At 71.7% G+C, this 26,979-nt stretch carries 28 protein-coding genes; 3 read left to right on the top strand and 25 right to left on the bottom strand.

Features of this window, described 5'->3' with window-relative positions; all coding sequences use genetic code 11:
- Positions 1–24: 24 nt before the first annotated feature.
- From nuoK to QSK21_RS19300, 15 genes are all read right to left on the bottom strand, one after another.
- Positions 25–324, bottom strand: coding sequence for an NADH-quinone oxidoreductase subunit NuoK (nuoK, locus tag QSK21_RS19370; protein ID WP_160821744.1), 300 nt, complete (start codon positions 322–324; stop codon positions 25–27).
- Positions 321–1,259 (bottom strand): NADH-quinone oxidoreductase subunit J, encoded by a 939-nt coding sequence (locus QSK21_RS19365; RefSeq protein ID WP_502871576.1) that lies wholly within the window; start codon positions 1,257–1,259, stop codon positions 321–323. The genes nuoK and QSK21_RS19365 overlap by 4 nt, the downstream gene beginning before the upstream one ends.
- Positions 1,256–1,801 carry an NADH-quinone oxidoreductase subunit NuoI gene (gene nuoI, locus QSK21_RS19360; RefSeq protein WP_285697604.1) on the bottom strand — a complete coding sequence of 182 codons (546 nt, stop codon included), beginning with the start codon at positions 1,799–1,801 and terminating at the stop codon, positions 1,256–1,258. The genes QSK21_RS19365 and nuoI overlap by 4 nt, the downstream gene beginning before the upstream one ends.
- Positions 1,788–3,161 (bottom strand): NADH-quinone oxidoreductase subunit NuoH, encoded by a 1,374-nt coding sequence (gene nuoH / locus QSK21_RS19355; protein ID WP_285697602.1) that lies wholly within the window; start codon positions 3,159–3,161, stop codon positions 1,788–1,790. The genes nuoI and nuoH overlap by 14 nt, the downstream gene beginning before the upstream one ends.
- Positions 3,158–5,665, bottom strand: a complete 2,508-nt coding sequence (locus tag QSK21_RS19350) for an NADH-quinone oxidoreductase subunit G (RefSeq protein ID WP_285697600.1) — start codon at positions 5,663–5,665, stop codon at positions 3,158–3,160. Before QSK21_RS19350 ends, nuoH begins: the two co-directional genes overlap by 4 nt.
- Positions 5,665–6,966 (bottom strand): NADH-quinone oxidoreductase subunit NuoF, encoded by a 1,302-nt coding sequence (gene nuoF, locus QSK21_RS19345; RefSeq protein ID WP_285697598.1) that lies wholly within the window; start codon positions 6,964–6,966, stop codon positions 5,665–5,667. The genes QSK21_RS19350 and nuoF overlap by 1 nt, the downstream gene beginning before the upstream one ends.
- Positions 6,963–7,763: an NADH-quinone oxidoreductase subunit NuoE gene (gene nuoE, locus QSK21_RS19340; protein WP_285697596.1), complete on the bottom strand. Its 801-nt coding sequence runs from the start codon at positions 7,761–7,763 to the stop codon at positions 6,963–6,965. Before nuoE ends, nuoF begins: the two co-directional genes overlap by 4 nt.
- On the bottom strand, positions 7,760–9,109 hold the full coding sequence (locus QSK21_RS19335; RefSeq protein ID WP_285697594.1) for an NADH-quinone oxidoreductase subunit D: 1,350 nt from the start codon (positions 9,107–9,109) through the stop codon (positions 7,760–7,762). The genes nuoE and QSK21_RS19335 overlap by 4 nt, the downstream gene beginning before the upstream one ends.
- A 70-nt stretch (positions 9,110–9,179) precedes the next feature.
- Complete coding sequence (locus tag QSK21_RS19330) at positions 9,180–9,926, bottom strand: NADH-quinone oxidoreductase subunit C (protein ID WP_285697591.1); 747 nt, start codon at positions 9,924–9,926, stop codon at positions 9,180–9,182.
- Between the two features lie 148 nt (positions 9,927–10,074).
- On the bottom strand, positions 10,075–10,632 hold the full coding sequence (locus QSK21_RS19325) for a NuoB/complex I 20 kDa subunit family protein (RefSeq protein WP_285697590.1): 558 nt from the start codon (positions 10,630–10,632) through the stop codon (positions 10,075–10,077).
- A 99-nt stretch (positions 10,633–10,731) separates the two neighbouring features.
- Positions 10,732–11,091, bottom strand: a complete 360-nt coding sequence (locus QSK21_RS19320; RefSeq protein ID WP_285697589.1) for an NADH-quinone oxidoreductase subunit A — start codon at positions 11,089–11,091, stop codon at positions 10,732–10,734.
- Positions 11,092–11,120: 29 nt separating this feature from the next.
- On the bottom strand, positions 11,121–12,377 hold the full coding sequence (locus QSK21_RS19315) for a geranylgeranyl reductase family protein (RefSeq protein ID WP_285697587.1): 1,257 nt from the start codon (positions 12,375–12,377) through the stop codon (positions 11,121–11,123).
- Between the two features lie 129 nt (positions 12,378–12,506).
- Positions 12,507–13,226, bottom strand: a complete 720-nt coding sequence (locus QSK21_RS19310; RefSeq protein ID WP_285697586.1) for a demethylmenaquinone methyltransferase — start codon at positions 13,224–13,226, stop codon at positions 12,507–12,509.
- Positions 13,227–13,235: 9 nt separating this feature from the next.
- Positions 13,236–13,484: a DUF4229 domain-containing protein gene (locus tag QSK21_RS19305; RefSeq protein ID WP_285697582.1), complete on the bottom strand. Its 249-nt coding sequence runs from the start codon at positions 13,482–13,484 to the stop codon at positions 13,236–13,238.
- A gap of 51 nt (positions 13,485–13,535) precedes the next feature.
- Positions 13,536–14,495, bottom strand: a complete 960-nt coding sequence (locus QSK21_RS19300; protein ID WP_285697580.1) for a threonine ammonia-lyase — start codon at positions 14,493–14,495, stop codon at positions 13,536–13,538.
- A 256-nt stretch (positions 14,496–14,751) separates the two neighbouring features.
- Here QSK21_RS19300 and QSK21_RS19295 point away from each other — a divergent pair, with 256 nt between their 5' ends.
- Positions 14,752–14,946 carry a BldC family transcriptional regulator gene (locus QSK21_RS19295; RefSeq protein WP_285697579.1) on the top strand — a complete coding sequence of 65 codons (195 nt, stop codon included), beginning with the start codon at positions 14,752–14,754 and terminating at the stop codon, positions 14,944–14,946.
- A 108-nt stretch (positions 14,947–15,054) separates the two neighbouring features.
- On the opposite strand, the gene QSK21_RS19290 is transcribed toward QSK21_RS19295, so the two are convergent.
- Together QSK21_RS19290 and QSK21_RS19285 are read right to left on the bottom strand one after the other, a co-directional pair.
- Complete coding sequence (locus tag QSK21_RS19290) at positions 15,055–15,330, bottom strand: hypothetical protein (protein WP_285697578.1); 276 nt, start codon at positions 15,328–15,330, stop codon at positions 15,055–15,057.
- Between the two features lie 59 nt (positions 15,331–15,389).
- Positions 15,390–16,358 (bottom strand): hypothetical protein, encoded by a 969-nt coding sequence (locus tag QSK21_RS19285; RefSeq protein WP_285697577.1) that lies wholly within the window; start codon positions 16,356–16,358, stop codon positions 15,390–15,392.
- Between the two features lie 116 nt (positions 16,359–16,474).
- Here QSK21_RS19285 and QSK21_RS19280 point away from each other — a divergent pair, with 116 nt between their 5' ends.
- On the top strand, positions 16,475–16,795 hold the full coding sequence (locus QSK21_RS19280; RefSeq protein WP_285697576.1) for a PLDc N-terminal domain-containing protein: 321 nt from the start codon (positions 16,475–16,477) through the stop codon (positions 16,793–16,795).
- 27 nt (positions 16,796–16,822) lie between these two features.
- On the opposite strand, the gene ccsB is transcribed toward QSK21_RS19280, so the two are convergent.
- The 7 genes from ccsB to hemL all read right to left on the bottom strand — a co-directional run bounded on the left by ccsB (position 16,823) and on the right by hemL (position 24,200).
- A complete protein-coding gene (ccsB, locus tag QSK21_RS19275; RefSeq protein ID WP_285697573.1) occupies positions 16,823–17,839 on the bottom strand; it encodes a c-type cytochrome biogenesis protein CcsB in 1,017 nt (338 codons plus the stop codon).
- 5 nt (positions 17,840–17,844) lie between these two features.
- The gene (gene resB / locus QSK21_RS19270; protein WP_502871575.1) at positions 17,845–19,788 is read right to left on the bottom strand and encodes a cytochrome c biogenesis protein ResB; all 1,944 of its coding nucleotides are present in this window, start codon (positions 19,786–19,788) and stop codon (positions 17,845–17,847) included.
- Positions 19,789–20,538, bottom strand: a complete 750-nt coding sequence (locus QSK21_RS19265) for a cytochrome c biogenesis CcdA family protein (protein WP_285697572.1) — start codon at positions 20,536–20,538, stop codon at positions 19,789–19,791.
- Positions 20,535–21,140: a TlpA family protein disulfide reductase gene (locus QSK21_RS19260; protein ID WP_352231297.1), complete on the bottom strand. Its 606-nt coding sequence runs from the start codon at positions 21,138–21,140 to the stop codon at positions 20,535–20,537. The genes QSK21_RS19265 and QSK21_RS19260 overlap by 4 nt, the downstream gene beginning before the upstream one ends.
- 43 nt (positions 21,141–21,183) lie before the next feature.
- Positions 21,184–21,822, bottom strand: coding sequence for a histidine phosphatase family protein (locus QSK21_RS19255; RefSeq protein ID WP_285697570.1), 639 nt, complete (start codon positions 21,820–21,822; stop codon positions 21,184–21,186).
- Positions 21,823–21,882: 60 nt separating this feature from the next.
- A complete protein-coding gene (locus QSK21_RS19250; RefSeq protein ID WP_285697568.1) occupies positions 21,883–22,812 on the bottom strand; it encodes a LysR family transcriptional regulator in 930 nt (309 codons plus the stop codon).
- Between the two features lie 65 nt (positions 22,813–22,877).
- Positions 22,878–24,200: a glutamate-1-semialdehyde 2,1-aminomutase gene (hemL, locus tag QSK21_RS19245; RefSeq protein ID WP_285697566.1), complete on the bottom strand. Its 1,323-nt coding sequence runs from the start codon at positions 24,198–24,200 to the stop codon at positions 22,878–22,880.
- A 184-nt stretch (positions 24,201–24,384) separates the two neighbouring features.
- On the opposite strand from hemL, the gene QSK21_RS19240 reads away from it, so the two are divergent.
- Positions 24,385–26,241, top strand: a complete 1,857-nt coding sequence (locus QSK21_RS19240; RefSeq protein WP_285697565.1) for a serine/threonine-protein kinase — start codon at positions 24,385–24,387, stop codon at positions 26,239–26,241.
- A 10-nt stretch (positions 26,242–26,251) separates the two neighbouring features.
- On the opposite strand, the gene QSK21_RS19235 is transcribed toward QSK21_RS19240, so the two are convergent.
- A complete protein-coding gene (locus QSK21_RS19235; RefSeq protein ID WP_285697563.1) occupies positions 26,252–26,911 on the bottom strand; it encodes a bifunctional DNA primase/polymerase in 660 nt (219 codons plus the stop codon).
- Between the last annotated feature and the right edge of the window lie 68 nt (positions 26,912–26,979).

The following is a 26,979-nucleotide window of genomic DNA, read 5'->3' as shown; positions in this document are numbered from 1 at the left end:
GACCCCCAGGGCTTCGCCCGAACATCAGTACTTAAGCAGGTTCGCGTCGTCCACCGACGACGACCTGCGTGTTCGGAAGATGGTCATGATGATCGCCAGACCCACCACGACCTCGGCCGCCGCCACCACCATCACGAAGAAGGCGATGATCTGCCCGTCCAGGTTGCCGTGCATCCGGGCGAACGAGACGAACGCCAGGTTGGTCGCGTTCAGCATCAGCTCGACGCACATGAACACGACGATCGCGTTGCGCCGCACCAGCACGCCGACGGCGCCGATGGTGAACAGGATCGCCGAGAGCGCCAGGTAGTGCCCCGGACTCATTGACCAGCCTCGCCTTCTGAGCCGCCGGCACCGCCGGAGGCGCCGGCGCCGCCGCGGTCGCCCGCCACCGGCGTCCCGGCCTTCACGACCCGGCCTTCGGCGTCGGCCTGCTTGGACTTCTCGGTCACCGCGCGCACCGCGGCGACGTCCTCCTCCACCGCGCGCTCCTCGGTCTCGCCGTACAGGTCGGCGTGCCGCTCGATGGTGTCGGTACGGGCCGCGATGACGGGGTTGACGGACAGTTCCGACACCGAGCCGTCCGGCAGCAGCGCGGGCATGTCGACCGCGTTGTGCCGGGCGTAGGTGCCGGGGCCGGGCAGCGGGCCCGGGTGGGCGCCGGACGCGAACCGGCGCCGCGCCAGGTCCTTCTGCGTCGGCTTGGGCTTGAGCCGTTCGCGGTGCGCCAGCACCATCGCGCCGAGCGCCGCGGTGATCAGCAGGGCGCTGGTGGCCTCGAACGCGAACACGTACTTGCCGAACAGCAGCCGGGCCAGCGCGACCACGTTGCCGTCGGCGTTGGCCTCGCGCAGCCCGGCCGAGTCGCCCAGCGCCGCGTCGCCGAAGCCGACGCCCAGCAGGACCAGGAAGCCCAGCGCCGCGATCCCGGCCCACAGCCGCTGCCCGCGGATCGTCTCCACCAGCGAGTCGGTGGAGCTCACCCCGACGAGCATCAGCACGAACAGGAAGAGCATCAGCACCGCGCCGGTGTAGACGATCACCTGGACGAACGCCAGGAACGGCGCGTCCTGGATCGCGTACAGCGCGGCCAGCGACAGCATCACCGTCGCCAGCAGCAGCGCGGAGTGCACCGCCCGCCGCATGAAGATCATGCCGAGCGCGGCGGCGACCGACGCGACCGCCAGCACCCAGAAGAAGAACGGCTCTCCCGGCTGGGCGTCGGCGACCTGCGCCACGACGGTCTGGCCCGGGCTCACTTGCCCTCACCGCCTTCGGACGGTGCGGTCTCCGGCTGAAGGCCGAGGCGGTAGTAGTCCTCCTCGGTCTCGCCGAGGCGCATCGCGTGCGGCGGCGCCTCCATGCCCTCGCGCAGCGGCGCCAGCAGCATGTCCTTGGTGTAGATCAGGCTCTCGCGGCTGTCGTCGGCCAGCTCGTACTCGTTGGTCATCGTCAACGCCCGGGTGGGGCACGCCTCGATGCACAGCCCGCACAGGATGCAGCGCAGGTAGTTGATCTGGTAGACGCGGCCGTACCGCTCGCCCGGGGAGTAGCGCTCCTCCTCGGAGTTGTCCGCGCCCTCCACGTAGATGGCGTCGGCCGGGCACGCCCAGGCGCACAGCTCGCAGCCGACGCACTTCTCCAGCCCGTCCGGCCACCGGTTGAGCTGGTGGCGTCCGTGGAAGCGCGGCGCGGTCGGCTTCTTCACCTCGGGATACTGGACGGTCTCGCTCTTCATGAACATCTGGTGGAACGAGACCCCGAACCCCTTGACCGGGTTCAGGAAGTCAGTGACTCCCACTTCCGACCTCCTCACGCGTGGTCGTGCTCGTGGTGGCCGCCGGGGCCTGCCGGGACGTGCCGGCGCTGCGGCCGTGGTAGTGCGGGGCGTCCATCGGCGGCACCGGGAACCCGCCCGCCGCGGCCGCGCCGGTCTCCCCGGGGCCGCCCGCCGCGCCCTGGACGGCGGTCTCGCGCTCCTCGCCGCCACGGCCGCGCAGCGTCTCCCACAGGAGGGTGGCGACCAGCACCACGCCCACCGCGATGGCCGAGTACAGCACGATCTCCTGCATGTCGTGGCCCTCGTTGCGCAGCGCGCGGATGGTGGCGACCAGCAGGATCCAGCCGAGCGAGACCGGCATCAGCACCTTCCAGCCGAGCCGCATGAGCTGGTCGTAGCGCACCCGCGGCAGCGAGCCGCGCAGCCAGATGAAGAAGAAGACGAACAGCCCCGTCTTGATCAGGAACCACAGCACCGGCCACCAGCCGGCGTTGGCGCCCTCCCAGACCGTGGAGATCGGCGCCGGGGCCCGCCAGCCGCCCAGGAACAGCGTGGTGGCCAAGGCCGACAGCGTGGTCAGGTTGATGTACTCGGCCAGGAAGAACATCGCGAACTTCAGCGACGAGTACTCGGTGTGGAACCCGCCCACCAGCTCGCCCTCGCCCTCGGGCAGGTCGAAGGGGATCCGGTTGGACTCGCCCATCATCGTGACCACGTACACCAGGAACGAGGGCAGCAGCAGGAGCACGAACCAGCGGTCGGACTGCGCGTTGACGATCCCCGAGGTGGACATCGTCCCGGCGAACAGGAACACCGCGACGAACGACAGGCCCATCGCGATCTCGTACGAGATCACCTGCGCGGACGAGCGCAGCCCGCCCAGCAGCGAGTACGGCGACATCGACGACCAGCCGGCCAGCACGATCCCGTACACGCCCATCGACGACATCGCCAGCACCAGCAGCACCGCGACGGGCAGGTCGGTGCCCTGCAACGCGGTGTGGTGGCCGAACACCGACACCGTCGGGCCGAACGGGATGATGACGAAGGAGATGAACGCCGGGACCGCCGACATGATCGGGGCCAGCACGAACACGACCTTGTCGACCTGGCGCGGGACGATGTCCTCCTTCAGCGCCAGCTTGATCCCGTCCGCCAGTCCCTGGAGCAGGCCGAACGGACCGGCCCTGTTGGGGCCGACGCGCAGTTGCATGCGGCCGATGACCCGGCGCTCGATCCACATCGTCATCAGCACGGTGACGACGAGGAAGGCGAAGATCGCCACCACCTTGCCGCCGATCAGCCACCACGGGTCGCGCCCGAAGTCCTCCAGGGTGGGCGGCGGCGGGGCCGCGAGTGCGGACGACACCGATGTGCTCATGACGCGCCTCCGGCAGAGATCGTGACCAGGCTTCCCGCGTCCACGCCGAGGTCGCGGTAGAGGGCGCAGCCGGCGGAGTTGACCGGCACCCAGACCACCCTGGCGGGCAGGTCGGGCGTGATCTCCAGCGGGAGCGTGACCTCGCCGCGCCCGGCCGCGACGGTGACCGTGCCGCCCTCGGCGACGCCGATCTCGGCGGCGGTGGCGGGCGCCAGCCGGGCGACCGCGGCCTTGGCGGTGCCCGCCAGGTACGGCTCGCCGTCCTGCATCCGGCCCTTGTCCAGCAACAGCCGCCAGGTGGCCAGCAGCGCCTCGCCTCTCTCCGGCTGCGGCTGCGTGCCCGGCGTGACGCTCGGCGCGGCGGGCCGCTCGCCCTTGTACACGCCCAGCGCGGCCATCTCGCGCTTGGCGGCCTGCGGGTCCGGCAGCGCCAGGTGGACGTCCATCTCCGCCGCCAGGGCGTCCAGCACCCGCAGGTCGGACAGCCTGCCGGTGGACTTCAGGACGGTGTCGAAGGGGCGGCCGCGGCCCTCCCAGTCGACGAACGTCCCGGACTTCTCCGCGACGGCCGCGACCGGCAGCACCACGTCGGCCCGGTCGGTGACCGCGCTGACCCGCTGCTCCAGGCTCACCACGAACGGGGTGGCCTCCAGCGCGGCCAGGACGGCGGCGGGGTCGGGCATGTCGTAGGGGTCGACGCCGCCGACCAGCAGCGCGCCCAGCTCACCGGCCGCCCCGGCGGCGATGATGCCCGCGCCGTCCCGTCCGGGGGACGCGGGCAGGTCGGCGACGTTCCAGACGCGGGCGACCTCGGCGCGAGCCTGCGGGTCGGTGACCGGGCGCCCGATCGGCAGCAGGCCGGGCAGCGCCCCCGCCTCGATCGCGCCGCGCTCGCCGGCCCTGCGCGGCACCCACGCCACCCGGGCACCGGTGACCTGCGCCAGCCGGTGCACGCTCGACAGCGCGCCGGGGCTGGTCGCCAGCCGCTCGCCGACCAGGATCACCGCGCCGTCCGCCTCCAGCGCGCCGCGCGCGTCGGCGTTCCGGCCGCCGGCCTCATCCTGGGGAAACGATCCCCCAGACCCCTCGGCGACCAGCGAGCCGAGCACGTCGGCCTCGGCGCCCGGCAGGGAGCGCAGCAGCGTGCCGCCCATCTTCCGCAGCCCGCGGGACGCGAACGGCGCGACCGAGAAGACCTTGAGCCCGGCCTTCCGGTACGCCTTGCGCAGCCGCAGGAAGACGATCGGCGACTCCTCCTCGGGCTCGAACCCGGCCAGCAGCACCGCCGGGGCCTTCTCCAGGTCGGAGTAGGTCACCTCGATCGGGTGCCCGGCGACGGCGCTGGCCAGGAACTCGGCCTCCTCGCGCGAGTGCGCGCGGGCCCGGTGGTCGATGTCGTTGGTGCCGAGCGCGACCCGGGCGAACTTGGCGTACGCGTAGGCGTCCTCAAGGGTGAGCCGCCCGCCGGGCAGCACGCCCGCGCGGCCCCGGGCGCGCGCCAGGCCCTCGGCGGCGACGGTGAGCGCCTCCGGCCAGGACGCGGGCTCCAGCACCCCGTCCTCGTTCCGGACGAGCGGGTGGGTGAGGCGGTCGGGCTGGGTGGCGTAGGTGAACGCCCACCGGCCCTTGTCGCAGTTCCACTCCTCGTTCACCTGCGGGTCGTCACCGGCGAGCCGCCGGGTGATCCTGCCGCGCCGGTGGTCGGTGCGCATCGAGCAGCCGGACGCGCAGTGCTCGCACACGCTCGGCGCCGACACCAGGTCGAACGGCCGGGACCTGAACCGGTACGCGGCGCCGGTCAGCGCGCCCACCGGGCAGATCTGGACGGTGTTGCCGGAGAAGTAGGACTGGAACGGCCTGTCGGAGGCCGCCCCGACCTGCTCCTTGGCGCCCCGCTCGAACAGGTCGATGAACGCGTCCCCGGCGATCTGGTCGGAGAACCGGGTGCAGCGGGCGCACTGGATGCAGCGTTCCCGGTCCAGCAGCACCTGGCTGGACAGCGCGAGCGGCTTGGGGAAGGTCCGCTTGGTCTCGGTGAACCGCGTCTCGCCGCGCCCGTTGGACATCGCCTGGTTCTGTAGCGGGCACTCGCCGCCCTTGTCGCAGACCGGGCAGTCCAATGGGTGGTTGATGAGCAGCAGCTCCATCACGCCGTGCTGCGCCTTGTCGGCCACCGGCGAGGTGAGCTGGGTCTTGACGACCATCCCCGGCATCACCGCGGTGGTGCAGGACGCCTGCGGCTTGGGCATGCCCCGCCCGTTGCCCGCGTCCGGGATCTCCACCAGGCACTGCCGGCAGGCGCCCACCGGGTCCAGCAGCGGGTGGTCGCAGAACCGCGGGATCTGGATGCCCAGCAGCTCGGCCGCCCGGATGATCAGCGTGCCCTTGGGCACCTCGATCTCGAAGCCGTCGATGGTGACCGAGACCATGTCCTCGCGCGGACCACCCCCGCCTTCGCGGGGAGCACCGGAAGCCGCCGAGCCACTACCAACAGTCACAGTCATCAGGCTTCACTTCCCGCCCACAGCGTGGAGGCGGCCGGGTCGAACGGACAGCCGCCCTGCTCGAAGTGCTGGAGGTACTCGTCGCGGAACAGCTTGATGGACGAGACCACCGGGCTGGTCGCGCCGTCCCCCAGCGCGCAGAACGACCGGCCCAGGATGTTGTCCGACAGGTCCAGCAGGGTCTCCAGGTCCTTCTCCTCGCCCTGCCCGGCCTCCAGCCGCTTGAGCATCTGCTTGTACCAGTACGTCCCCTCGCGGCACGGCGTGCACTTGCCGCACGACTCGTGCGCGTAGAACTCCGACCAGCGCAGCACCGCCCGCACCACGCAGGTCGTCTCGTCGAAGATCTGCAGCGCCCTGGTGCCCAGCATGGACCCGGCGGCGCCCACCGACTCGAAGTCCAGCGGCACGTCCAGATGCTGGTCTGTGAAGATCGGGGTGGACGAGCCGCCCGGCGTCCAGAACTTCAGCCGGTGGCCCTCGCGCACGCCGCCCGCCATGTCCAGCAGCTCGCGCAGCGTGATCCCCAGCGGCGCCTCGTACTGGCCCGGCCTGGTCACGTGCCCGGACAGCGAGAAGATCCCGAAGCCCTTGGACTTCTCGGTGCCCATCGAGGCGAACCACTCGGGGCCGTTGGCCACGATCGAGGGAACCGAGGCGATCGACTCGACGTTGTTGATGACGGTGGGACCGCCGTACAGGCCCGCGACCGCGGGGAAGGGGGGCTTGAGCCTGGGTTGGCCGCGGAAGCCCTCCAGGGAGTCCAGCAGCGCCGTCTCCTCGCCGCAGATGTAGGCGCCGGCGCCGGTGTGCACGACCAGATCGAGGTCGTAGCCGGAGCCGAGGATGTCCTTGCCGAGGTAACCCGCCTCGTACGCCTCCGCGACCGCCTGCTGCAACCGGCGGATCACGTGCAGCACCTCGCCGCGCACGTAGATGAACGCGTGGTTGGACCGGATGGCGTACGAGCTGATGATCACACCCTCGACCAGCACGTGCGGGTTGGCCATCAGCAGCGGGATGTCCTTGCAGGTGCCCGGCTCGGACTCGTCCGCGTTCACCACCAGGTACCGCGGGTTCGGGCTGCTGGGCGGCAGGAACCCCCACTTCATCCCGGTCGGGAAGCCCGCGCCGCCGCGGCCGCGCAGCCCGGAGTCCTTGACCGCCTGCACGATCGCGTCCGGGTCCATCCCGAACGCGGTGCGCAACGCCCGGTACCCGCCCTCCCGCTCGTACGCCTCGCGCGTGAACGAGTCGGGCTGGTCCCAGTTCTTGGTGAGGATCGGGGTGAGGGTGGTCATTGGTTGCGGTCCTCCTGCGAGCCGGGCTTGACCGGTCCGCCGATCGGCTTGCCGGGCTCGTTCGGCGGCGGGTCGGTGATCTCGCTCGGCCGGACGGGCTCGTGCGGGCGCTCGCGCTCGACGTCGGCGGGAGGCGCCGCCCAGCCGCGCCGCCGCGCCACCTCCAGGCCGCTCAGCGACCGCGGCCCGGCCTGGACGCCCTCGTGCGCCCGCCCGTCCGGGAACCCGGCCAGGACGCGGGACGCCTCCTTCCACGAGCACAGCCCGCCGGGTCCGCGGGTGGGGGCCACCTGCCTGCCCTGGCGCAGGTCGTCCACCAGCGCCTTGGCCTTCTCGGGAGTCATGTTGTCGAAGAACTCCCAGTTCACCGTCATCACCGGCGCGAAGTCGCAGGCCGCGTTGCACTCGATGCGCTCAAGGCTGACCCGGCCGTCGGGGGTGGCCTCGTCATGGCCGATGCCCAGATGCTCCGACAGCTCCTCCCAGATCTGGTCGCCGCCCATGACCGCGCACAGCGTGTTGATGCAGACGCCCACGTGGTACTCGCCGACCGGCGCCCGCTTGAACATCGTGTAGAAGGTGGCGACCCCGGTCACCTGCGCGGCCGTGATGCCGAGCTGCTCGGCGCAGAACTCGATGCCGCGCTGCGTCACGTACCCGTCCTCGGACTGGACGAGGTGCAGCAGCGGCAGCAGCGCCGAGCGCGGCCGGGGATAGCGGGCGATGATCTCCTTGGCATCCCGTTCGAGCCGCTCCCGCACCTCCGGGTCGTAGGACTCCGTCGCGGCCTCCGTCATCGGTCCACACCCCCCATCACGGGATCGATGCTGGCCACCGCCGCGATCACGTCGGCCACCATGCCGCCCTCGCACATCGCCGGGACGGCCTGCAGGTTGGTGAACGACGGGTCGCGGAAGTGCACCCGGTACGGCCGTGTGCCGCCCTCGCTGACCACGTGCGCGCCCAGCTCGCCGCGGGGCGACTCGATCGGCACGTACGCCTGCCCGGCCGGCACCCGGAAGCCCTCGGTCACCAGCTTGAAGTGGTGGATCAGGGCCTCCATCGAGGTGCCCATGATGTGCGCGATGTGCTTGGGCGAGTTGCCCATGCCGTCCGCGCCGATCGCGAGCTGCGCCGGCCAGCCGATCTTCTTGTCCTCGATCATCACCGGGCCCCTGACCGACTGCAGCCGCTCCACGCACTGCTCGACGATCTTCAGGGACTCCTCCATCTCCTTCATCCGGACCAGGTAGCGCCCGTAGACGTCGCAGGTCTTCTCGGTGGCGATCTCGAAGTCGTAGGTCTCGTAGCCGCAGTACGGCTGGGACTTGCGCAGGTCCCACGGCAGCCCGGTCGCGCGCAGCACCGGGCCGGTGACGCCCAGCGACATGCAGCCGGTCAGGTCGAGGTAGGCGATGTCCTTCGTCCGCGCCAGGTAGACGTGGTTCTCGTCCATCAGCTTGCGCAGCGCCTGGAGGCGCTTGGGCATCCGGCCCAGATAGTCGCGGATCTTGCTGAGCGCCCCGCTCGGCAGGTCCTGCGCCACCCCGCCGGGACGGACGTAGGCCATGTTCATCCGCAGCCCGGTGATCTCCTCGAACAGGTCGAGGGTGTACTCGCGCTCGATGAACCCGTTGAGCATGACCGTGGTCGCGCCGAGCTCGAGACCGAACGTGGCGATCGCGACCAGGTGCGAGGAGATCCGGTTGAGCTCCATCATCATCACCCGGATGATCTGGGCCCGTTCCGGCACCCGGTCCTCGATGCCCAGCAGCCGCTCCACGCCCAGGCAGTACGCCGTCTCATTGAAGATCGGCGCCAGGTAGTCCATCCGGGTACAGAACGTGGTGCCCTGGGTCCAGGTCCGGTACTCCATGTTCTTCTCGATGCCGGTGTGCAGGTAGCCGATGCCGACCCGCGCCTCGGTCACCGTCTCGCCGTCCAAGGTCAGGATGAGGCGCAGCACGCCGTGCGTGGACGGGTGCTGCGGCCCCATGTTGACGACCAGCCGCTCGTCGCCGAGGTCCCCGGCGCCGGCCACGACCTGGTCCCAGTCCTGCCCGGAGACGTCGAAGACCTTGCCCTCGGCCGCCTCGTCGGCGGCGTAGGCGTCATATTCGGTGTACTTCGTCGAGGGACTCATGCCGCGTACCCCCCTCGCCTCCGAGGCGCACCGGGGCGCCGCATTCCCACGTCCCTCTGGTCCAGCTCGCTCATACGTACGACCGCCGTTCGTCCGGTGGCGGGATCTCCGCTCCTCGGTACTCGACGGGGATACCGCCGAGGGGGTAGTCCTTGCGCTGCGGGTGGCCGACCCAGTCGTCGGGCATCTCGATGCGGGTCAGCGCCGGATGCCCGTCGAACACGATCCCGAAGAAGTCGTAGGTCTCGCGCTCGTGCCAGTCGCCGGTCGGGTACACGTCCACGATCGACGGGATGTGCGGGTCGGCGTCGGGGCAGGTGACCTCCAGCCGCACGCGCCGGTTATGGGTGATCGACAGCAGGTGGTAGACCGCGTGCAGCTCGGCGCCCGCGTCCGAGGGGAAGTGGACGCCCGACACGCCGCTGCACAGCTCGAACCGCAGCTCGGGGTCGTCCCGCATCGTCCGCGCGACCGCCTTCAGGTGCTCGCGCCGCACGTAGAAGGTCATCTCGCCGCGGTCGACCACGACCCGCTCGATCGCGTCCCCGAAGTCGGGCAGCGCCCGCTCCAGCCGGTCGGCGACCTCGTCGAACTCGCCCGGCTCCGCGCCGCCCTTGGGCCCGCCGTACGGGCGCGGCGTGGACACCTTCGGGCTCTGCCGGACGACCAGGCGCCCGTACCCGGAGGTGTCGCCGGTCGTCCTCGCGCCGAACATGCCCATGCGGGCGATCGGCTGCTCCTGGCGCTCCTCCTGGGTGTGCGCGGGGAGCTGGTCCGCCGCCTGCTCCGCCCGCTGCTCGGGATGTTGCGAAGTCATGACATGCCTCCCTTGTGGGGGGACGACCCCCCACACCCCCCGGCAAAAGCTGCGCTCATGCCCTCGCTCCGCTCGGTCATGACGCAGTGGGGGGACGACCCCCCACACCCCCCGGCAAAAGCCGCGCTCATGCCCTCGCTCCGCTCGGTCATGACGCGCCCCCGATCGGCTGGCCCAGCAGCGGGAGCCTGCGGCGCTTGGCCTCTTCCAGCTCCTCGATCTGCCGCTTGCGCTGCGCGCCGAGCTTGGTGTTCTGGATCTTGTCGTGCAGCTTCAGGATCGCGTCCAGCAGCATCTCGGGACGCGGCGGGCAGCCCGGCAGGTAGATGTCCACCGGGACGATGTGGTCCACGCCCTGCACGATCGCGTAGTTGTTGAACATACCGCCCGACGACGCGCACACGCCCATCGCGATGACCCACTTGGGCTCGGTCATCTGGTCGTAGATCTGCCGCAGCACCGGCGCCATCTTCTGGCTCACCCGGCCCGCGACGATCATCAGGTCGGCCTGCCGGGGCGTGGCCGAGGCGCGTTCCATCCCCCATCGGGAGAAGTCGTGCCGCGGGTCGCCGGTCGCCATCATCTCGATCGCGCAGCAGGCCAGCCCGAAGGTGGCGGGCCAGACCGAGCTCTTGCGCGCCCAGCCCGCGACCTGCTCGACCGTCGTCAGCAGGAATCCGCTCGGGAGCTTCTCCTCAAGGCCCATCGCTCTACCCCCGTTCCGCTCCGGCGCGCCGTCCGGCGCGCGCTCGCCTCGTCGCGGGCTTGTCGGCCGGGCGCGCGCCGCGCGTCTGCACCTCGCTCATCAATCCCACTCCAGACCGCCGCGCCGCCAGATGTAGGCGTACGCCACCAGCACGGCGAGGATGAACAAGATCATCTCCACCAGGGCGAAGATCCCCATCCGGTCGAACGCGACCGCCCAGGGGTACAGGAAGATGATCTCGATGTCGAAGACGATGAACAGCATCGCCGTCAGGTAGTACTTGACCGGGAAGCGCCCGCCGCCCACCGGCTGCGGGGTCGGCTCGATGCCGCACTCGTAGGCGTCGAGCCGCGCCCTGTTCCACCGCTTGGGCCCGGTGAGCGCGGCCATCGCCACGGAGAAGGCCGCGAAGGCGAAGGCCAGCGCCCCCAGCACAATGATCGGTACGTAGAGATCCACGCTCTACCGCCCCTCCTCGCAAACCACCGTCATGCCGCCGGCGCCACCTTCTGCATCGCGTTGATGACACGGTCCATCGCGTCCCCGCCGCGCCGGTCGGTGAGGTTGGCCAGCAGCTTGAGCGTGAAGCGCATCAGCGTGGGATGCGGCAGGCCGTGCGCGGTCAGGAACTTCATCACCCGCGGGTCGCCGATGGCCTGCACGAACAGCCGGGCGAGCGTGAAGTAGCCGCCGTGCTCCTCCTTGAGGATGCGCGGGTACTCGTACAGCGTCCGCTCCCGCTGCGCGGGGGTGCTGCGGGCCAGCGCCTGCACCATGATCTCGGCGGCCAGCCGCCCGGACTCCAGCGCGTAGTCGATGCCCTCGCCGTTGAACGGGTTGATCATGCCGCCGGCGTCACCGGCCAGGAGCATGCCTCGGGTGTAGTGCGGCTGGCGGTTGAAGCCCATGGGCAGCCCCGCGCCGCGGATCGGCCCGGTGGCGTGGTCCTCGTCCATCTGCCACTCCTCGGGCATCTGGGCGGTCCAGTCCCTGAGCATGTTCCGGTAGTTGATGTTCTGGAACGCCTTGCTGGTGTTCAGCAGGCCGACCCCGACGTTGGACGTGCCGTCGCCGACCGGGAAGATCCAGCCGTACCCGGGGAGCAGGCGCTGCCCGTCCCACAGTTCGAGCCACGCCTCCATGTACTCGTCGTCGTGGCGCGGGGTGCGGTAGTAGCGGCGGACGGCCACGCCCATGGGGCGGTCCTCGCGCCGTTGCAGGCCCATGGCCAGGGACAGGCGGCTGGAGTTGCCGTCGGCGGCCACCACGAGCGGCGCGCGGAACTCCACCTCCTCGCCCTCGTGGACGGCCTTGACGCCGATGATGCGGTCGGTGCGCTCGTCCAGGATCGGGCCGGTGACGTTGCACCCCTGGATCAGCCGGGCGCCCGCCTTCGCCGCGTGCTCGGCGAGCAACTGATCGAGGCTGGTCCTGGTGCGGACCAGGCCGAAGTCGGGGAAGCTCGCCAGCTCGGGCCAGGGCAGCTCGATCCTGACACCGGCGCCGTAGATGCGCAGGCCCTTGTTACGGGTCCAGCCGGGGGCGTCGAGATCGACGCCCATGCCGATCAGCGCGCGGACGGCGCGGGGGGTCAGCCCGTCACCGCAGATCTTGTCGCGCGGGAAGGTGGCCTTCTCCAGCAGCGCGACATCCAGCCCTGACTGGGCCAGCCAGTAGGCGGTGGACGCCCCGGCGGGTCCGGCCCCCACGACGATCGCGTCTGCCTGCCGGGTGGAGTCGGTCACAACGGTCCTTCTTCGCTCGTTCGCTTGTGAAGCACTTCACAAGGATCCGGGGGGAGTCTATTCCTTTAGGGCGGTTCCTGGATACCTCTGGACCACCTCGATTTTGGACCGGTCCGAAAAGGGCTCTGGCTACGGACCGGTGGTGCTGGGGCCCGGATTGGTGGCGTGGTGCAGGGCGGCGACCCCGAAGGTGAGATCGCGCCACCGCACAGCGTCCCAGCCCGCGGCCTGGATGAGCCGGGACAACGCGGCCTGGTCGGGCCAGGCCAGCGTCGACTCGGCAAGATAGCGGTACGAATCGGGATTCGAGCTGATCCGGGCCAGTGCGGGCAGACCGAATCTCAGATGCAGACGGTGACCGAAACGCAGCACCGCGTTGGACGGGTGACTCACCTCACACACCAGCAGCCGCCCGCCGGGACGGGTGACCCGCCGCAGCTCCCGCAGCGCCGCCTCGGTGTCGGCCACGTTCCGGAGCCCGAAGGAGATCGTCACCGCGTCGAACGCGCCGTCCGCGAACGGCAGGCGCAGCGCGTCCCCGGCCACGAAGCCGAGCCCCTCGAGGCCCTTGTTCCGCTTCACACCGACGTGCAGCATGCCGAGCGAGAAGTCACAGGCCACGGTGAGCGCGCCCGCCCTGGCGAAGGGCACCGAGGAGGTCCCCGTACCGGCGGCCAGGTCCAGGATCCGCTCGCCCGGACGCGCGTCCACGGCGCGCACGACGGCCCGCCGCCAGCTCCGGTCCCTCCCACCCGTCATCAGGGTGTTGAGCAGGTCGTAGCGCTCGGCCGTGCGGTCGAACATCGCCGCCACATCGGCCGGTCGCTTGTCGAGAGAGGCCCGGGTCATGACGTCAGCCTAGGGCGTCCCGCCGTCCTCTTTGGTGCGCGCCCTCTCCAGTCTGCGACGCTGCTCCTTCACTCCGCGCACCAGCGCGGAGGACATCGCGTCGCGCTGCCCCGACAGCAGGACGTAGCTCACGATCCCGCTGACCAACACCGCCAGCGCCAGCAGCAGGAGACCGCGGGCCCCCAGCAACGCCAGAACGGCCGCCGTAGCCAGGAAGATCGCGAAGCGGGCGGCAGTGTAGAGGAGTACCGAACGCATGACACCTCCAGGCTATCCCGCGATGTGCGGAGCCCGGACCCGGGTGCGGCCCTACGCGATGGCCTCGGCAAGGTAGGCGGGATCGACGTTGCCACCGGACAGAACGGAGACATAGGTGCGAGCCGAGGGCAGCTCGTCCCTGCGGTAGAGATAGGCGGCCGTGGCGACCGCGCCTCCCGGCTCGGCGACCAGGCGTGCCTCGCGGGCCAGCCTCCTCACCGTCAGCCGGATCTCCTCCTCGCTCACCGTGACGATGTCGTCCACGAAGGCCCGGATGTGCGCGAACGGGATGTCGCCCACCCGCTGGGCGCGCAGCGCGTCCGCGCTGGTACGGGACGTCTGCGCGGCCGTCCAGGACACCGGGCGCCCGGCCAGCAGCGACGCCCGCGCGTCGGCCGCCAACTGGGGCTCCACCCCGATGACCTTGGCCTCGGGCCGCAGCCGCTTCACCGCCGCCGCGACACCGGAGATCAGCCCGCCCCCGCCGATCGGCACGAGCACCACGTCCACGTCCGGGCGGTCCCGCACGATCTCCAGGCCGGCCGTTCCCTGGCCCGCGACGATCCGCCGGTCGTCGTACGGCGGGACGAGCGTGAGCCCGTGCGCCTCGGCCAGCCGCGCGGCCGTGGTCTCCCGCGCCTCCATCGTCGGCTCGACGTACAGGACCTCGGCGCCCAGCGCGACGCACGCGTCGACCTTCACCTGCGGAGCGGTGTTCGGGACGACCAGGACCGCCCGGATGCCGAGAGCCCGCGCCGTGAACGCCACCGCCTGCGCGTGGTTGCCGCTGGAATGCGTCACCACGCCGCGCTTTCGCACGTCCTCCGGCAACCCGGCGATCGTCGCGTAGGCGCCGCGCACCTTGAACGCGCCGATCGGCTGCAGCGACTCCGCCTTGACCAGCAGCGGCGGATCCGACAACGGGAACGGCACGAGCGGGGTGCGGACCGCCGCTCCCGGCAGCCGCCCGGCCGCCTCTTCGATCTCCGCCAGGGAGACAAGATCGGACATGACGGGGAGCCTATGCCGAGGGTGACCGCACTGGTCAACGGGTGCCGCGAAGGCCCCTGCCGGGAGGGACGGCACGGGCCTGCTGCGCTCCACGGGACGGTTGTGAGCGATGAAGCATGTACTTCCCGTGATCTCGCCTGCTCAGCGAATTACTCAGCGTGATGTTTTCCGAAAACAAGGGAGAAATCGGTCTAGAGCCGCCACACTATGAAACAGTCCACCCGCACCGAGAGCGGGACAAAGGGGGAGAGAAAACGTGGAGAGCACCAGCGAGCGCCTGCTGACCCCCGGAGAGGTCGCCGCCCTCTTCCGGGTCGATCCGAAAACGGTCACGCGCTGGGCAGCGGCGGGCCGGATCAGCAGCATCCGCACGCCCGGAGGCCACCGCCGCTTCCGCGAGTCCGAGGTGCACGCGCTCCTGCGCGGCGACGAGCCCGTCGAGGTTCGCTGAGGCGACCGGACGGCGGGCCGTCCCCGGGCGCGCGACGGGAGTACCCCCGAACCCTCGCGCCGCCGACGACCGCAACCGCCTCCAGGTACCGGCCTCAGGTCGCCGCCCTCAGCCGCCGCCCTCGATGTCGGCCTTGTACTCCTCGAACGCTCGGAGCAGGTCGGCGTCGCCGTCCCGCCAGGCGCGGCGCCTGTCCTCCATCTCCTGCTCGGTGATGGACTCGGGCAGCAGCCGGTCGTAGTCCGGGTCGCCGGGGCCGATCTCGACGTAGCCCTGCGCGATGACCCCGGGCCCCTCGCCCGGCTCCCGCGTCCCCTTCGCGGAGCCGGTGAGGACGCTGTGGGGCACCCGGAGCGTTCCGTCGGGTAGCCGGATCACATACATCGTCGATCACCTTCGGTGCTGGTCGTCGCCGGACGGCGCGGCGGTGCGGGGGACGCGCATCAGATTCCGTACCTGCGGTTGAAGAACAGCATGACATCCAGGGCCATCCGGATGTTGCCCGCGAGCATATCGACCAGGGCGGGCCGCTGCCGGGCGGAGATCGCGGCGAACGCGTCGGCGAAGAACTCGCGGCGGCCCAGCGCGTCGGGCTGCCGGTGGAACTCGGCCGCCAGATGGGGCAGGCACCGCTCGTACAGCCGTCGGAACTCCTCGCTATCGGACCGCCAGCCGTCCCCGCCGTCGATGTCGTCGAGCGCGTGCCCGACCTCGTGCATCATGACGTCCGGCGTGGGCGACGGCCGGTCCCCCACGATGATCTTCCCGTCGCCGTAGGCGCCGGCGCAGATGTCCCAGGTCCCCCGTCCCGAGGGCAGCGGCCGGTCGCGCAGGTGCGCCATGTCGTCGAGCTGCGGGACGCCGCCCGGCCCGACATAGATGCCCTCCAGCCCGCCGGCGAGCTTCACCTTCAGCGTGTCGGGCAGCGCGGCGAGGCTGTCGACAGCCCGCACCACCTCGGGCGGCGGCGGGCCCAGCCGGGCGTCCCACTGCCGGTACAGAATGCTCTCCAGGACGCCACAGTGCCGGCGGCCGTCCGCCACGTACGGAGAGCCCGGCGGGCGCGGCTCGGCGCGCGGCGGCGGTGCGTCGTCGAGCTCGAAGTCCTTCCAGGAGTAACGCGGCGGGCCGTCCGGACCCGCGCCTCCCGTCCAGTGCCCGGGACGGTCGCGTGCCACGTCCGGGACGACGTCCGCCACCCCGTACGGCACCGCGTCGGGGCCGGGATCGCGTGCCTCGTCGCGCCGCACCCGGCGGAAACGCCCCAGCCGGTCGCGTGGATGGTCGCCGCGGGGCCGCAGCCGGAACCGTTCGGGGCGCCACCGCACGCGCTGCCGTGAGTCGGAGGACGAGGGGGCGTACGACACGTCCCTCGTCTCCCGGTGCCTACGGTGGATGCCTTTGAAGCGCATCGGGCTCCTCTGCAAGCGGGCCCCCGGACTCAACAACAGCGTCAGGGCCCCCGAGGCAGGGTAAGGGCAGACCCGACTCGGCGTCATCCCCCTCAGTCACGGTCTACGCTCATTGCATGGTGTATGTGCTGCTCTCGCTGATCCTGATCGGAGTGTGGCTCTTCGGACTCTTCGACGTGCTCACCACGGACGAGTCCGAGGTACTGCACCTGCCCAAGTTCGGCTGGCTGCTCATCGTGCTGCTTGGGCTGCTCCCGGGCGCGGTGCTGTGGCTGGCCGTCGGCCGGGCGAAGGTGCGGGTGCCGCCCGGGCGACCGAGCGGATCGGCGAGCCTGCCCGCGGGGGTGCCGGAAAGCGCCGCCGAACCGCCCAGGGGCCCGGAGGACGATCCGGCGTTCCTGCGCGACCTCGAACGGAGGCTGCGCGGCGAAGAGTGACCCGACGCGGGTGCCGGGCGTCCCGAGCTACGCGTAGGAGTGCAGCCCGGAGAACATGTAGTTCACGCCGAAGAAGTTGAACAGCAGCGCGGCGAAGGCGATCAGCGACAGGACCGCGGCCCGGCGTCCCTTCCACCCGGCCGTGGCGCGGGCGTGCAGGTACGCCGCGTACGCCACCCAGGTGACGAACGACCAGATCTCCTTGGGATCCCAGCCCCAGTACCGGCCCCACGCGTCGTCCGCCCAGACGGCGCCCATGATGATGGCGGCCGTCCAGATCGGGAAGGCGAACATCGTGACCCGCAGGGACAGCCGGTCCAGCGCGTCGGCGCCCGGCAGCCGGTCCAGGAACGTCCCGCCGCCCGCCGTGGCCCGCACTTCCTGGCGCACCTTGAGCAGGTAGAGGATCGTCGTCGCGCCGCCGACCGTGAACGCCCCGGTCGCGATGATGGCCGCCGTCACGTGGATCGCGATCCAGTACGAGTTGAGCGCCGGGACGAGCGGGCCGACCGAGTTGTAGAGCCAGATGTTGGCGATCCCGAGCGCGACGACCGCGGCCAGGGTGACGAACGCGCCGAGGAACCGGGCCTGGAAGCGCCACAGAACGACGAGGAACGCCGTCACCGCCGCGAACGCGATGGCGGTGAGGAACTCGTACATGTTGCCCCACGGCCAGCGCTCGGCGGCCAGCCCGCGGCTCACGATCGCGCCGAGGTGCGCCGCCCACCCGAGCACGTTCAGGACGACCGCCAGCCGCGCCCAGTCGACCTGGGCGCGCTCAAGCCCGCCCGAGCCGGAATCCGAGCCGGCGGCCTCGTCGTCCGCCTTCACGGCCGCGGCCGGGGCGTCCGTACCGGACGTGCCCGCGCCGACGAGGACCTTGGCCTTCTCTTCCGCGACCTGCGAGACCGCGTCCGCCTCCGCCTTCGTACGGCGGCGGCCGAAGCCCAGATCGGCGGCGTAGGACGCCATGGCGACGATGTACAGCACCACGGTCGTCAGCATGAGCTTGTCGCTCAGGTTCGCGAGGTCGGCAGTCCCCACCCTCGTCACTCCTTCGTCTCGGTCGCCGGGTCCCGCTCGGGACGCTCGTCCCGGACCACGGTGCCGCGCAGCGCGGCCACGATCTCGTCGAACTCCGGGGTCGGGTTCCCGAGCGTGAGCCCCCCGGCCTCGACCACGGTACGCCCGCCCTCACCGGCCCGCGCCCGGACCCACACCCGGCGGCGCCGCACCATGAACGACGCCACGATCGCCACGATCGCCAGCACGGCCGCGACCAGCGCGGGCATCCGCCCGGGGTCGTGGTTGACCGACAGGCTCGCCCACTCGCGCATCCCGTCGAAGGTGATCGATCCGGCGCCGCCGGGGAGCGTGAAGGTCTCCCCGGGTTCCAGCAGCTTCTGCCCGCCCTTCACCGGGTGCAGCGTCCTGCCGATGCCCTCCAGCTTGTAGACCGACTGGGGGTTCCCCGTGTCCAGCCCGATGTCGCCCTTGAACGAGGAGATCGTCACCACGGGGCGCAGCGGCGCGGGGAAGCCCGAGACGATCTGCTTGCCGTCCTGGTCGGCCACGGCGGTCGGCCACAGGATGGCGTAGAAGGCCAGTTGCTCGGGTTCGGCGTCGGGGACCTTCACGACGCCTTCGGAGGTGTAGTTGCGCTGTTCCATCGGCAGGAACGGCACCGAGTCCTGGAAGGCGATGTTCCCCTTGGCGTCCCGCACGGTGAAGACGGGCGCGTACCCGTGGTTGAGCAGGTAGACCTTCGCGCCGCCCACCGAGAGCGGATGGTTGACGCGCAGGTTGTACGGCTTCTCCGGGGACGAGGGCGTCTCCCGGAACCGCAGCCTCGCCTGGTAGTCGGTCGCCTGCCCGCGCTGCACGCCCTGGGTCTGGTACGTGGCCTTGAAGTCGTCCAGTGTCAGGGAGAACGGCGGCAGCCTGTCGGTGTCGAACCGCCGTCCGGGCGTGAACTGGTCGTAGTACGACAGGGCGTTGGCGAACGACTTTCCCTCGCTGACCACCACGTTGCCGCGGTAGCCGAACACGTTGCCCATTCCCAGCGCGAACAGCAGCGCGAGCAGGGCCAGGTGGAAGACCAGGTTGCCGGTCTCACCCAAGTACCCCTTCTCCGCGGACACCGCGCCGCTGTCAACCTGGGAAGACAACTGCTCTCGAGCGGCCGCATCATCCTGGGGGGACGACCCCCCAGACCTCCCGGAAAAGCCGCGTGACCGCCCTCCGGGCGCTCGGGCGGCCGCATCATCCTGGGGGGGCGACCCCCCAGACCCCCCGGAAAAGCCGCGTGACCGCCCTCCGGGCGCTCGGGCGGCCGCATCATCCTGGGGGGGCGACCCCCCAGACCCCCCGGAAAAGCCGCGTGACCGCCCTCCGGGCGCTCGGGCGGTCACGCCCCCGTCCACCCGGAACCGGCGCTTGCGCAGTATCTTGCGCGCCTCGGCCAGCACCGCCTCCGGTTCGGCGTCGGTCTCGAACGACGCGGACTGCGGCAGCCGCAGCAGGTTGCGCGGCGCCGCGGGCGGACGGGCACGCATCGCCTTGTAGTGCTGGAACGCCCGCGGGATCACGCAGCCGGCCAGCGACACGAACAGCAGGATGTAGATCGCCGCGAACCAGGGCGCGGCGAACACGTCGAACAGCGACAGCCGGTCGAACCAGGGCGCCAGCGTGGCGTGCTTCTCGAAGTACTCGGCGACCCTCTCCGGCGCCTGCCCGCGCTGCGGCAGCACCGAACCGGGGACGGCGCCCAGCGCCACCAGGAACAGCAGGATCAGCGCCGTCCGCATCGTGGTGAGCTGGCGCCAGCCCCAGCGCAGCCACCCGATGGGGCCGAACCCACGCGGCCTGGGTGCCTCGGGGGCCTCACCGGGCGCGCGCCGTTCGGCGGGAGCGCCCGTCGCCGCGGCCTCGGTACCGGCTTCGGTATCGGCCTTGATGTCGGCCCTGGTGTCGGGCGTGGTCGTCTTCGCCACTCACATCACCGTCTCGAAGCCGCCGATCCACGACTTCAGCTCGATGGTCAGATCGCCCCACAGCCCGGTCACCAGCAGCACGCCGAGGGCGACGAGCATGCCCCCGCCGACCCGCATCACCACCGCGTAACGCCGCTTCACCGCGCCGAACGCGCCGAGCGCCCGCCGGTACGCCAGCGCCGTCAGCACGAACGGCAGGCCCAGGCCCGCGCAGTACGCCAGCGACAATAGCGCCCCGCGGCCCGCGCTCGCCTCGCTGAACGCCAGGGCCTGCACCGCGGCCAGCGTGGGCCCGATGCAGGGCGTCCAGCCGAGCCCGAACAGCACGCCCAGCAGCGGCGCGCCCGCCATCCCGGCCGCCGGCAGCCGTCCCGGCTTGAGCGTCCGTTGCAGGCCCGGGACCAGTCCCATGAACGCCAGCCCGAACACGATGGTGGCCGCGCCGAGCACCCGGGTGATGGGGTCCTGGTACTCCAGCAGCCACCGTCCCAGCCCGCCGAACGCCACCCCGGCCGTCACGAACACCACGGTGAACCCGGCGATGAACAGCGCCGCCCCCGCCAGCAGCCGCCCCCGCCGCTGCTCGGCCAGGTCGGCGCCGGTCATCCCGGTCACGTACGACAGGTAGCCGGGCACCAGCGGCAGCACGCACGGCGACACGAACGACACCACGCCCGCCAGCGCCGCCAGCGGCCCCGCCACCAGCAGCGACCCGCCCGCCACCAGCTCGGTGGTGTCCAGGGCGGTCATCGTTCTTCGAGGATCTGGGTGACGAGGGGACGCAGCTTGGAGTAGGTGGTGGCGCCGATGACGCGGGCCGCGACCCGGCCCTGGCGGTCGAGGACGAGGGTGGTGGGGATCGCGTTCGGCGGGACCTCGCGGAAGGCGAGGGTCACGGCGCCGTCGGCGTCGAACAGGCTCGGATAAGTGATCTTGAAGGTGCGCTCGAAGGCCAGCGCGTTGGCCTTGGCGTCCTTGAACGCCACCCCGACGAACCGGACGTCCTCGCCCTTGCTCACCGTCTCGTCGTGGACCTGCTTCAGCGAGGGCGCCTCGCCGCGGCACGGCGCGCACCACGACGCCCAGAAGTTCACGACGGTGACCTTGTCATCGCCGTCGGGCAGCGCGAAGCGCTCGCCCTCCAGGGTTGTGCCCGAGGCCCGCACCGGGGCCTTGCGGTCGGCCGCCTTGATCACCTGGACGGAGCCGTCGCCCGCGACGAACCGGTTGCCGCCGCCCGTGCCGTCCCCGGACGCGCCGGTGCCCGCGCAGCCGGCGAGCAGAGCGCAGGCCGCGAGGCCGGCCGGCAGGGCGGACGCGGCGCGCACGGTGATCGCTCGGGGGCTCAACACGACCCTCCTACTACAAGACGTAGTACACAATCTAACGGGCGTCTCAGGCGCCCGCGACACTGGGTCCCTTCGCGATGCCGGCGGCGGGCTCCCGGTAGGTCACCTCCACCAGCCGCGTCCCCTCGAACGACAGGCTGGTCACGCTGGCCAGGCCGCATTCGCGCTTGACCGGATGGTGCCAGAGCCTGCGATGCTCGGCGTGCAGGCGCAGGATCCAGATCGGCAACTGGTGACTGACGCAGACCGCCTCGTGGCCGCGCGCCGCCTCGCGTGCCCTGATCACCGCCGCCCGCATCCGCGCGGCGATCTGCTTGTACGGCTCGCCCCATGACGGCCGGAACGGGTTGATCAGGTACCGCCAGTGCTCTGGGCGGCGCAGCGAGCCCTTGCCCACCCCGAAGGTCATGCCCTCGAAGTGGTTGTCGGCCTCCAGCAGGCCGTCGTCCACCGTCACCGTCAGGCCGAACGCCTCGGCGATGGGCGCGGCCGTCTCCACGGCGCGCTGCATCGGTGAGGAGAAGATCGCGGCGACGTCCCGCTCCGCGAACCACCGCGCGGCCGCCTTCGCCATGAGGACCCCGTCCTCGCTCAGGCGGTAACCGGGCAGCCGCCCGTACAGGACGCCGTCGGGATTATGCACCTCACCGTGCCGCAGCAGGTGAACGATCGTCTTGTCAGTCATGGCGTGGCCAGATTACCCGCGCTCCGCCCGCCTCCCGACCGGCGGCCTCCGCCCGGCGGGTCAGCGTGCGGCGGCGGCCCCCAAGGGGGTGAGCCCGGCCGGGACGGAGGCGCGGAGGGCGTCCAGGGCGGCGCGGATGGCGGGACGGCGGGCGGCCTCCTCCCGCCACACCGCGTACACCCGGCGGATCAGCGGGGAGGACAGCGGGACGACCACCACGCCGTCCGGGACGTCGCAGCGGCCCATCCGCGGCAGGACGGCGTTGCCGAGCCCGCCGGCGACCAGGGAGAGCTGGGTGGCGAACTCGTAGGCCATGTGGTCGATGCGGGGTTCGGAGTCGATCGCGCGCAGGGTGCGCATCAGCCAGTCGCAGCAGATGCTGTCCGGGGACGAGCTGATCCACGGGTCGCCGGCCAGTTCCTTGAGCTCGATCTCGTCCCGCCCGGCCAGGGGGTGGTCGGCGGGCAGCGCGACATCGACGACGTCGTCGCAGATCGCGCCCTTCTGCAGGCCCTCCTGTATCGCCATCGGCTTGTTGTTCCAGTCCTGGGTGATGGCCATGTCGAGGTCGCCGCGCGCCACCAGCGGCATGCTCCGCAGCGGGTCGTCCTCGCGGAGCAGCACCGAGAGCCCGGGGTGGTCGGCGCGCAGGCGTCCCAGCGCGGCCGGCATCAGCCCGCGGATGGCGGTGGGGAACGCTGCCACCGTGAGCCGGCCCACCACGGCGCCGCGCTGGGCCTCCAGATCGGCCTGGGCCTGCTCGACCAGCGACAGGATGCGGTCGGCGTGCTCGACGAGCAGCAGCGCCGCGTCGGTGAGGCGAACGCCGCGCCCGTTGCGCTCCAGCAGCTTCTGCCCGGTCTCCCGTTCCAGCTTGGCCAGTTGCTGCGATACCGCCGAAGTGGTGACGTGGAGGACGTCGGCGGCGGCGCTGACCGAGCCGTAGGTCGCCACGGCGTGCAGGGCCCGCAGCCGTTCCAGATCCAGCATGTAAGCGATACTAAAAGGAGATCGGCAGCAATACTAGATCGTCCTAAATGATCGCCGGGCGTGCCTCAGCCGGACTGGGCCGCCGCGGCGGCGCGAGCGGCGTGCGGGAGCGCGTCGACGACCCGTTCCAAGGCCGTCTCGTCGTGCGCCGCCGACAGGAACCACACCTCGTACGCCGAAGGCGGCAGGTACACGCCGCGTTCGAGGGCGGCGTGGAAGAAGGCGGCGTAGGCCGCGCCGTCCTGGCGCTGCGCGGCGGCGAAGTCCCCGACCGCCTCCCCCGTGAAGAACACCGAGAACAGGTTGCCCGCCGCCTGCACCCGGTGCGGGACGCCCTCCTTCTCCAGGGCCTCCGACGCGGCGCTCGCCACGAGCGCGGCCGAACGGTCGATCGCCTCGTACACCTCGGGCGTGGCGTTGCGCAGCGTCGCCAGCCCGGCGGCGGTGGCCAGCGGGTTCCCCGACAGCGTGCCCGCCTGGTAGACGGGACCGGCCGGCGCGAGCCGCTCCATGATCTCCGCACGGCCGCCGAAGGCCGCCGCGGGCAGCCCGCCGCCCATCACCTTGCCGAAGGTCATCAGGTCACCGGCCACGCCCTCGATCCCGTACCAGCCGGACGGCGACGCGCGGAACCCGGTGAGCACCTCGTCCACCACCAGCAGCGCGCCGTACCGCTCGCACAGCGCCTTCAGCAGCCGGTTGAAGTCGGGCAGCGGCGGCACCACGCCCATGTTGCACGGCACCGCCTCGGTGATCACGCAGGCGATGTCGGTGCCGTGCTCGTCGAAGGCCGTCTCGATCGCGGCCACGTCGTTGTACGGCAGGACGAGGGTGTCGGCGGTGGTGGCGCCGGTGACGCCGGGGGTGTCCGGGAGCGCCAGCGTGGCCACGCCCGACCCGGCGGCGGCGAGCAGCGCGTCCACATGGCCGTGGTAGCACCCCGCGAACTTCACGACCTTCGTCCGGCCGGTGAAGCCGCGCGCCAGCCGGATCGCCGACATGGTCGCCTCGGTGCCGGAGTTGACCAGCCGCACCATGTCCACCGGCGCGCGGGAGGTGATCTCCTCGGCCAGCTCCACCTCGCCCGGCGTGGGCGCCCCGTAGGACGTGCCGCGCCCGGCCGCCGCCCGCACCGCCTCGACCACCGCCGGGTGGGCGTGCCCGAGGATCAGCGGCCCCCACGAGCAGACGAGGTCGACGTACTCGTTGCCGTCGGCGTCGGTGAGGTAGGGCCCGCGCCCGCCCGTCATGAACGGCGGCGTGCCGCCCACCGCGCGGAAGGCCCGCACCGGCGAGTTGACCCCGCCGGGCACCACCCGGGTCGCTCTGTCGAACAGCCGCTGGGAGACTTGCTGGGAGACATGCTGGGAGACATGGAATTCGGTCACCGGCCCAGTCTCTCAGTTGCAGTTCGGCATCTGCTCGTGACCTGTGCGCTAAGCGGCCGATATTCCACCGGATACACAGATACCATTGCGCCCACAGCTCAGTCTCAAGGCAACCGGTCACAAGGCATTACGGGAGCCTCACGCGCACCCGGAACCGGCCGTATTCGAAAGGGATGGCTCGCACGTGGCTGACGGCTGGATGGTCCCTGGCTTCTCCCACGTCCAGGAGCTGGGCGCGGGTGTCACCGGCCGGGTCATGCTCGCCCTCGACGAGGTCACCCAGACCAAGGTCGTGATCAAGTATCTCGACCGGCGGCTGGACGGTGACGAGGCGTTCCTCTCGCGCTTTCGCGCGGTGGCGCGCCGCCTGTCGCAGCTTGAGGACCCGAACGTCGTGGACTTCTACGAATTCGTGGAATCCCCCGAGGGAACCGCGATCGTGATGGAACGGGTGGAGGGCCTGGGGCTGCGCCGGCTGCTGGCCGCCCAGGGCCCGACCGGGCCGCTGGCGGCGCTGGCCATGGTCAGCGGCTCGCTGCTCGGGCTGGCCGCCGCGCACGCCAAGGCGATCGCGCACGGCACGCTGCGCCCGGCGGAGATCCTGATCGACGGCGAGGGCAACTGCCGGCTGACCGACTTCGCCCTGGCCCGCTCCGGCACCGAGGCGCAGACCATCCCCTCGTACGCCGCGCCCGAGCTGTGGGACGGCGCGCCCGCCTCGGTCGCCTCCGACCTGTACGCGGTCAGCGCCGTCTTCTTCGAGTGCCTGACCGGGCATCCGCCCTACGGCGGGCGCACCCAGGCGGCGATCGCCAAGCAGCACCGCGAGGCCGCGATCCCGGTGGAGATGGTCCCCGGGCCGCTGCGCGAGCTGATCGCCCTGGGCCTGGCCAAGGACCCGGGCTCGCGTCCCGAGTCGGCCGCCGACTTCCTGGGCGCGGTGGAGGACGCGGCGGTCGAGGCGTACGGGCCCGCGTGGCTCGCCCAGGGACGCAGCCGCCTCACCGAGCTGGCCGAGCAGGCCGCCAGGCAGCCCGAGCCCGCGCCGGGGAAGACACCGAAGGTGCCCAAGCCGAAGCCCGCGAAGGCGTCCAAGGCGCCCGCCGCCCGCATGGCACAGCCCGCGGCCGTCCCGTCGGCATGGCCCGACCCGCCGGGGACGACCGCCACCGCCCCGACGGCGACATCGGCGCACCCGGACCTCTCCACGTTCCCGCCTCCCAGCGCGCCCGAGGGCGGGGGACAGCGCGGCCGTTCCTGGGTCGTCGCCGCCGCGCTCGCGGTCGTGGTGATCGCCGGCAGCACGGTCGGCGCGGCGCTGTTCCTGGGCGGCGACGACAACGACTCCGTCGGCCCCACCGGCCCGGCGACCAGCGGAAGCCCGCGGCCCGCGGCGCCGCCCGGCCCCGCCGACCCGGCCGCGGCGGCGCTGGCGACCCGTGTCCAGCAGGCGACCTCGCAGGCGTCCGGCGCCTCGTTCACCTACAAGCGGGCCGGCTGCTGCGGCGGCAAGTCCGTGGCCAAGGGGACGTTCAACCTGGTGAACGGTTCGTCCCCGTCCTACAGCATGAACGTCGCGGGAACGGGTGAGACACGGCGCGCCACCCGCGCCGTCCTGGTGGGCGACGTCTCGTACATCATGGTCGGCAGGACCTGGCGCACGATCCCGGCCGGCGGCCAGTCCTCGGGTTACCCGGCCCTGGCCGCGCAGGCCCGGTCGGCCAGCGCGGTGAGCAACGTCGTCGCCCTGCTGAACTCCAGCACGACGTTCAAGCGGGAAGGGCAGATCTACCGGGGCACGGCCCCGATGGACCGGCTCACCCGGCTCCCCGAGATCGGCGCGCTCTACACGCAACTGGTCAGGATCTCGGGGGCGCAGCAGGTCTCGTTCGCCCTCAGGCTGGACCGCGCCGGACGCCCGGCGCAGCTGTGGTTCAGGGCCGCCGGCACGGAGAAGACCCGGACGCAGACGATCTCGGCCACCTACGCGAAGTGGGGCCGCGCGAAGGCCATCGCCGCTCCCCGTATCGCCGGTCAGTGAGGGGAGGACGTCAGCAGGCGGTGTGCTCGGCGGCCTCGCAGCTGTCGGACAGCACTTCGAGAAGCCGCAGCGGGTCGGGCAGCGGCCCGTCCCCGGGCTCGCGCAGCCAGGTGACCTGGCGGCCATAGGGAAGGGCGGACGGCGGGGCGAGCACGTAGCTGTCGCGGCAGTGCCACCGCATGCCCGGGGTGTCGGCGATCGTCTCCGGCGAGCAGTCCAGATGGCACGACCACCATTCGTCCTCGTCCACGGGAGCGCCCCTGGTCGCGACGAAGAACAGGGAGCGCTCGCCCGCCACGGACGCGACCGGCCCGACCGGCAGGCCCGCACGGTCGATCCGTTCCAGCGCGAGCTCCCCGGCCCGTGCGGGGACGTCGAACACGTCGAAGACCCGGCCGGTCGGCAGGACGATGTTGGCGTCGGGACGTTTGCTCCACCACCGGTCCAGCGTGGCCGTGTCGACGGTGGCCTCCAGCGCCCACGCGCCCGACAGCGGGTGCGCGGCCGGGTCGGGACAGCCGAGCCGGTCACAGGAACACGCGCGGTCGCCCGCCGCCGGGGGGTGCGCTCCGGGGATCACGGGCCAGCCCAGCTCGGCGTACGCGCGCGCGGCCGCCGCCGTCCGGCCGCGTCCGGTCCGCTGCCGTCTTCCCCCCGAGACCACCAGCATCGCGCCCCCCTCAGCCAGGTTCCTTGGTACCGATGATGCCGCTGGGCCGTGAGGTGGGACACGGCGAC

This window comes from Actinomadura sp. NBRC 104412 (genome assembly GCF_030269515.1).
Lineage (GTDB): Bacteria > Actinomycetota > Actinomycetes > Streptosporangiales > Streptosporangiaceae > Spirillospora.
Note: the sequence above shows the minus strand (reverse complement) of the source record. Positions and strands in the feature narration are given on the sequence as shown.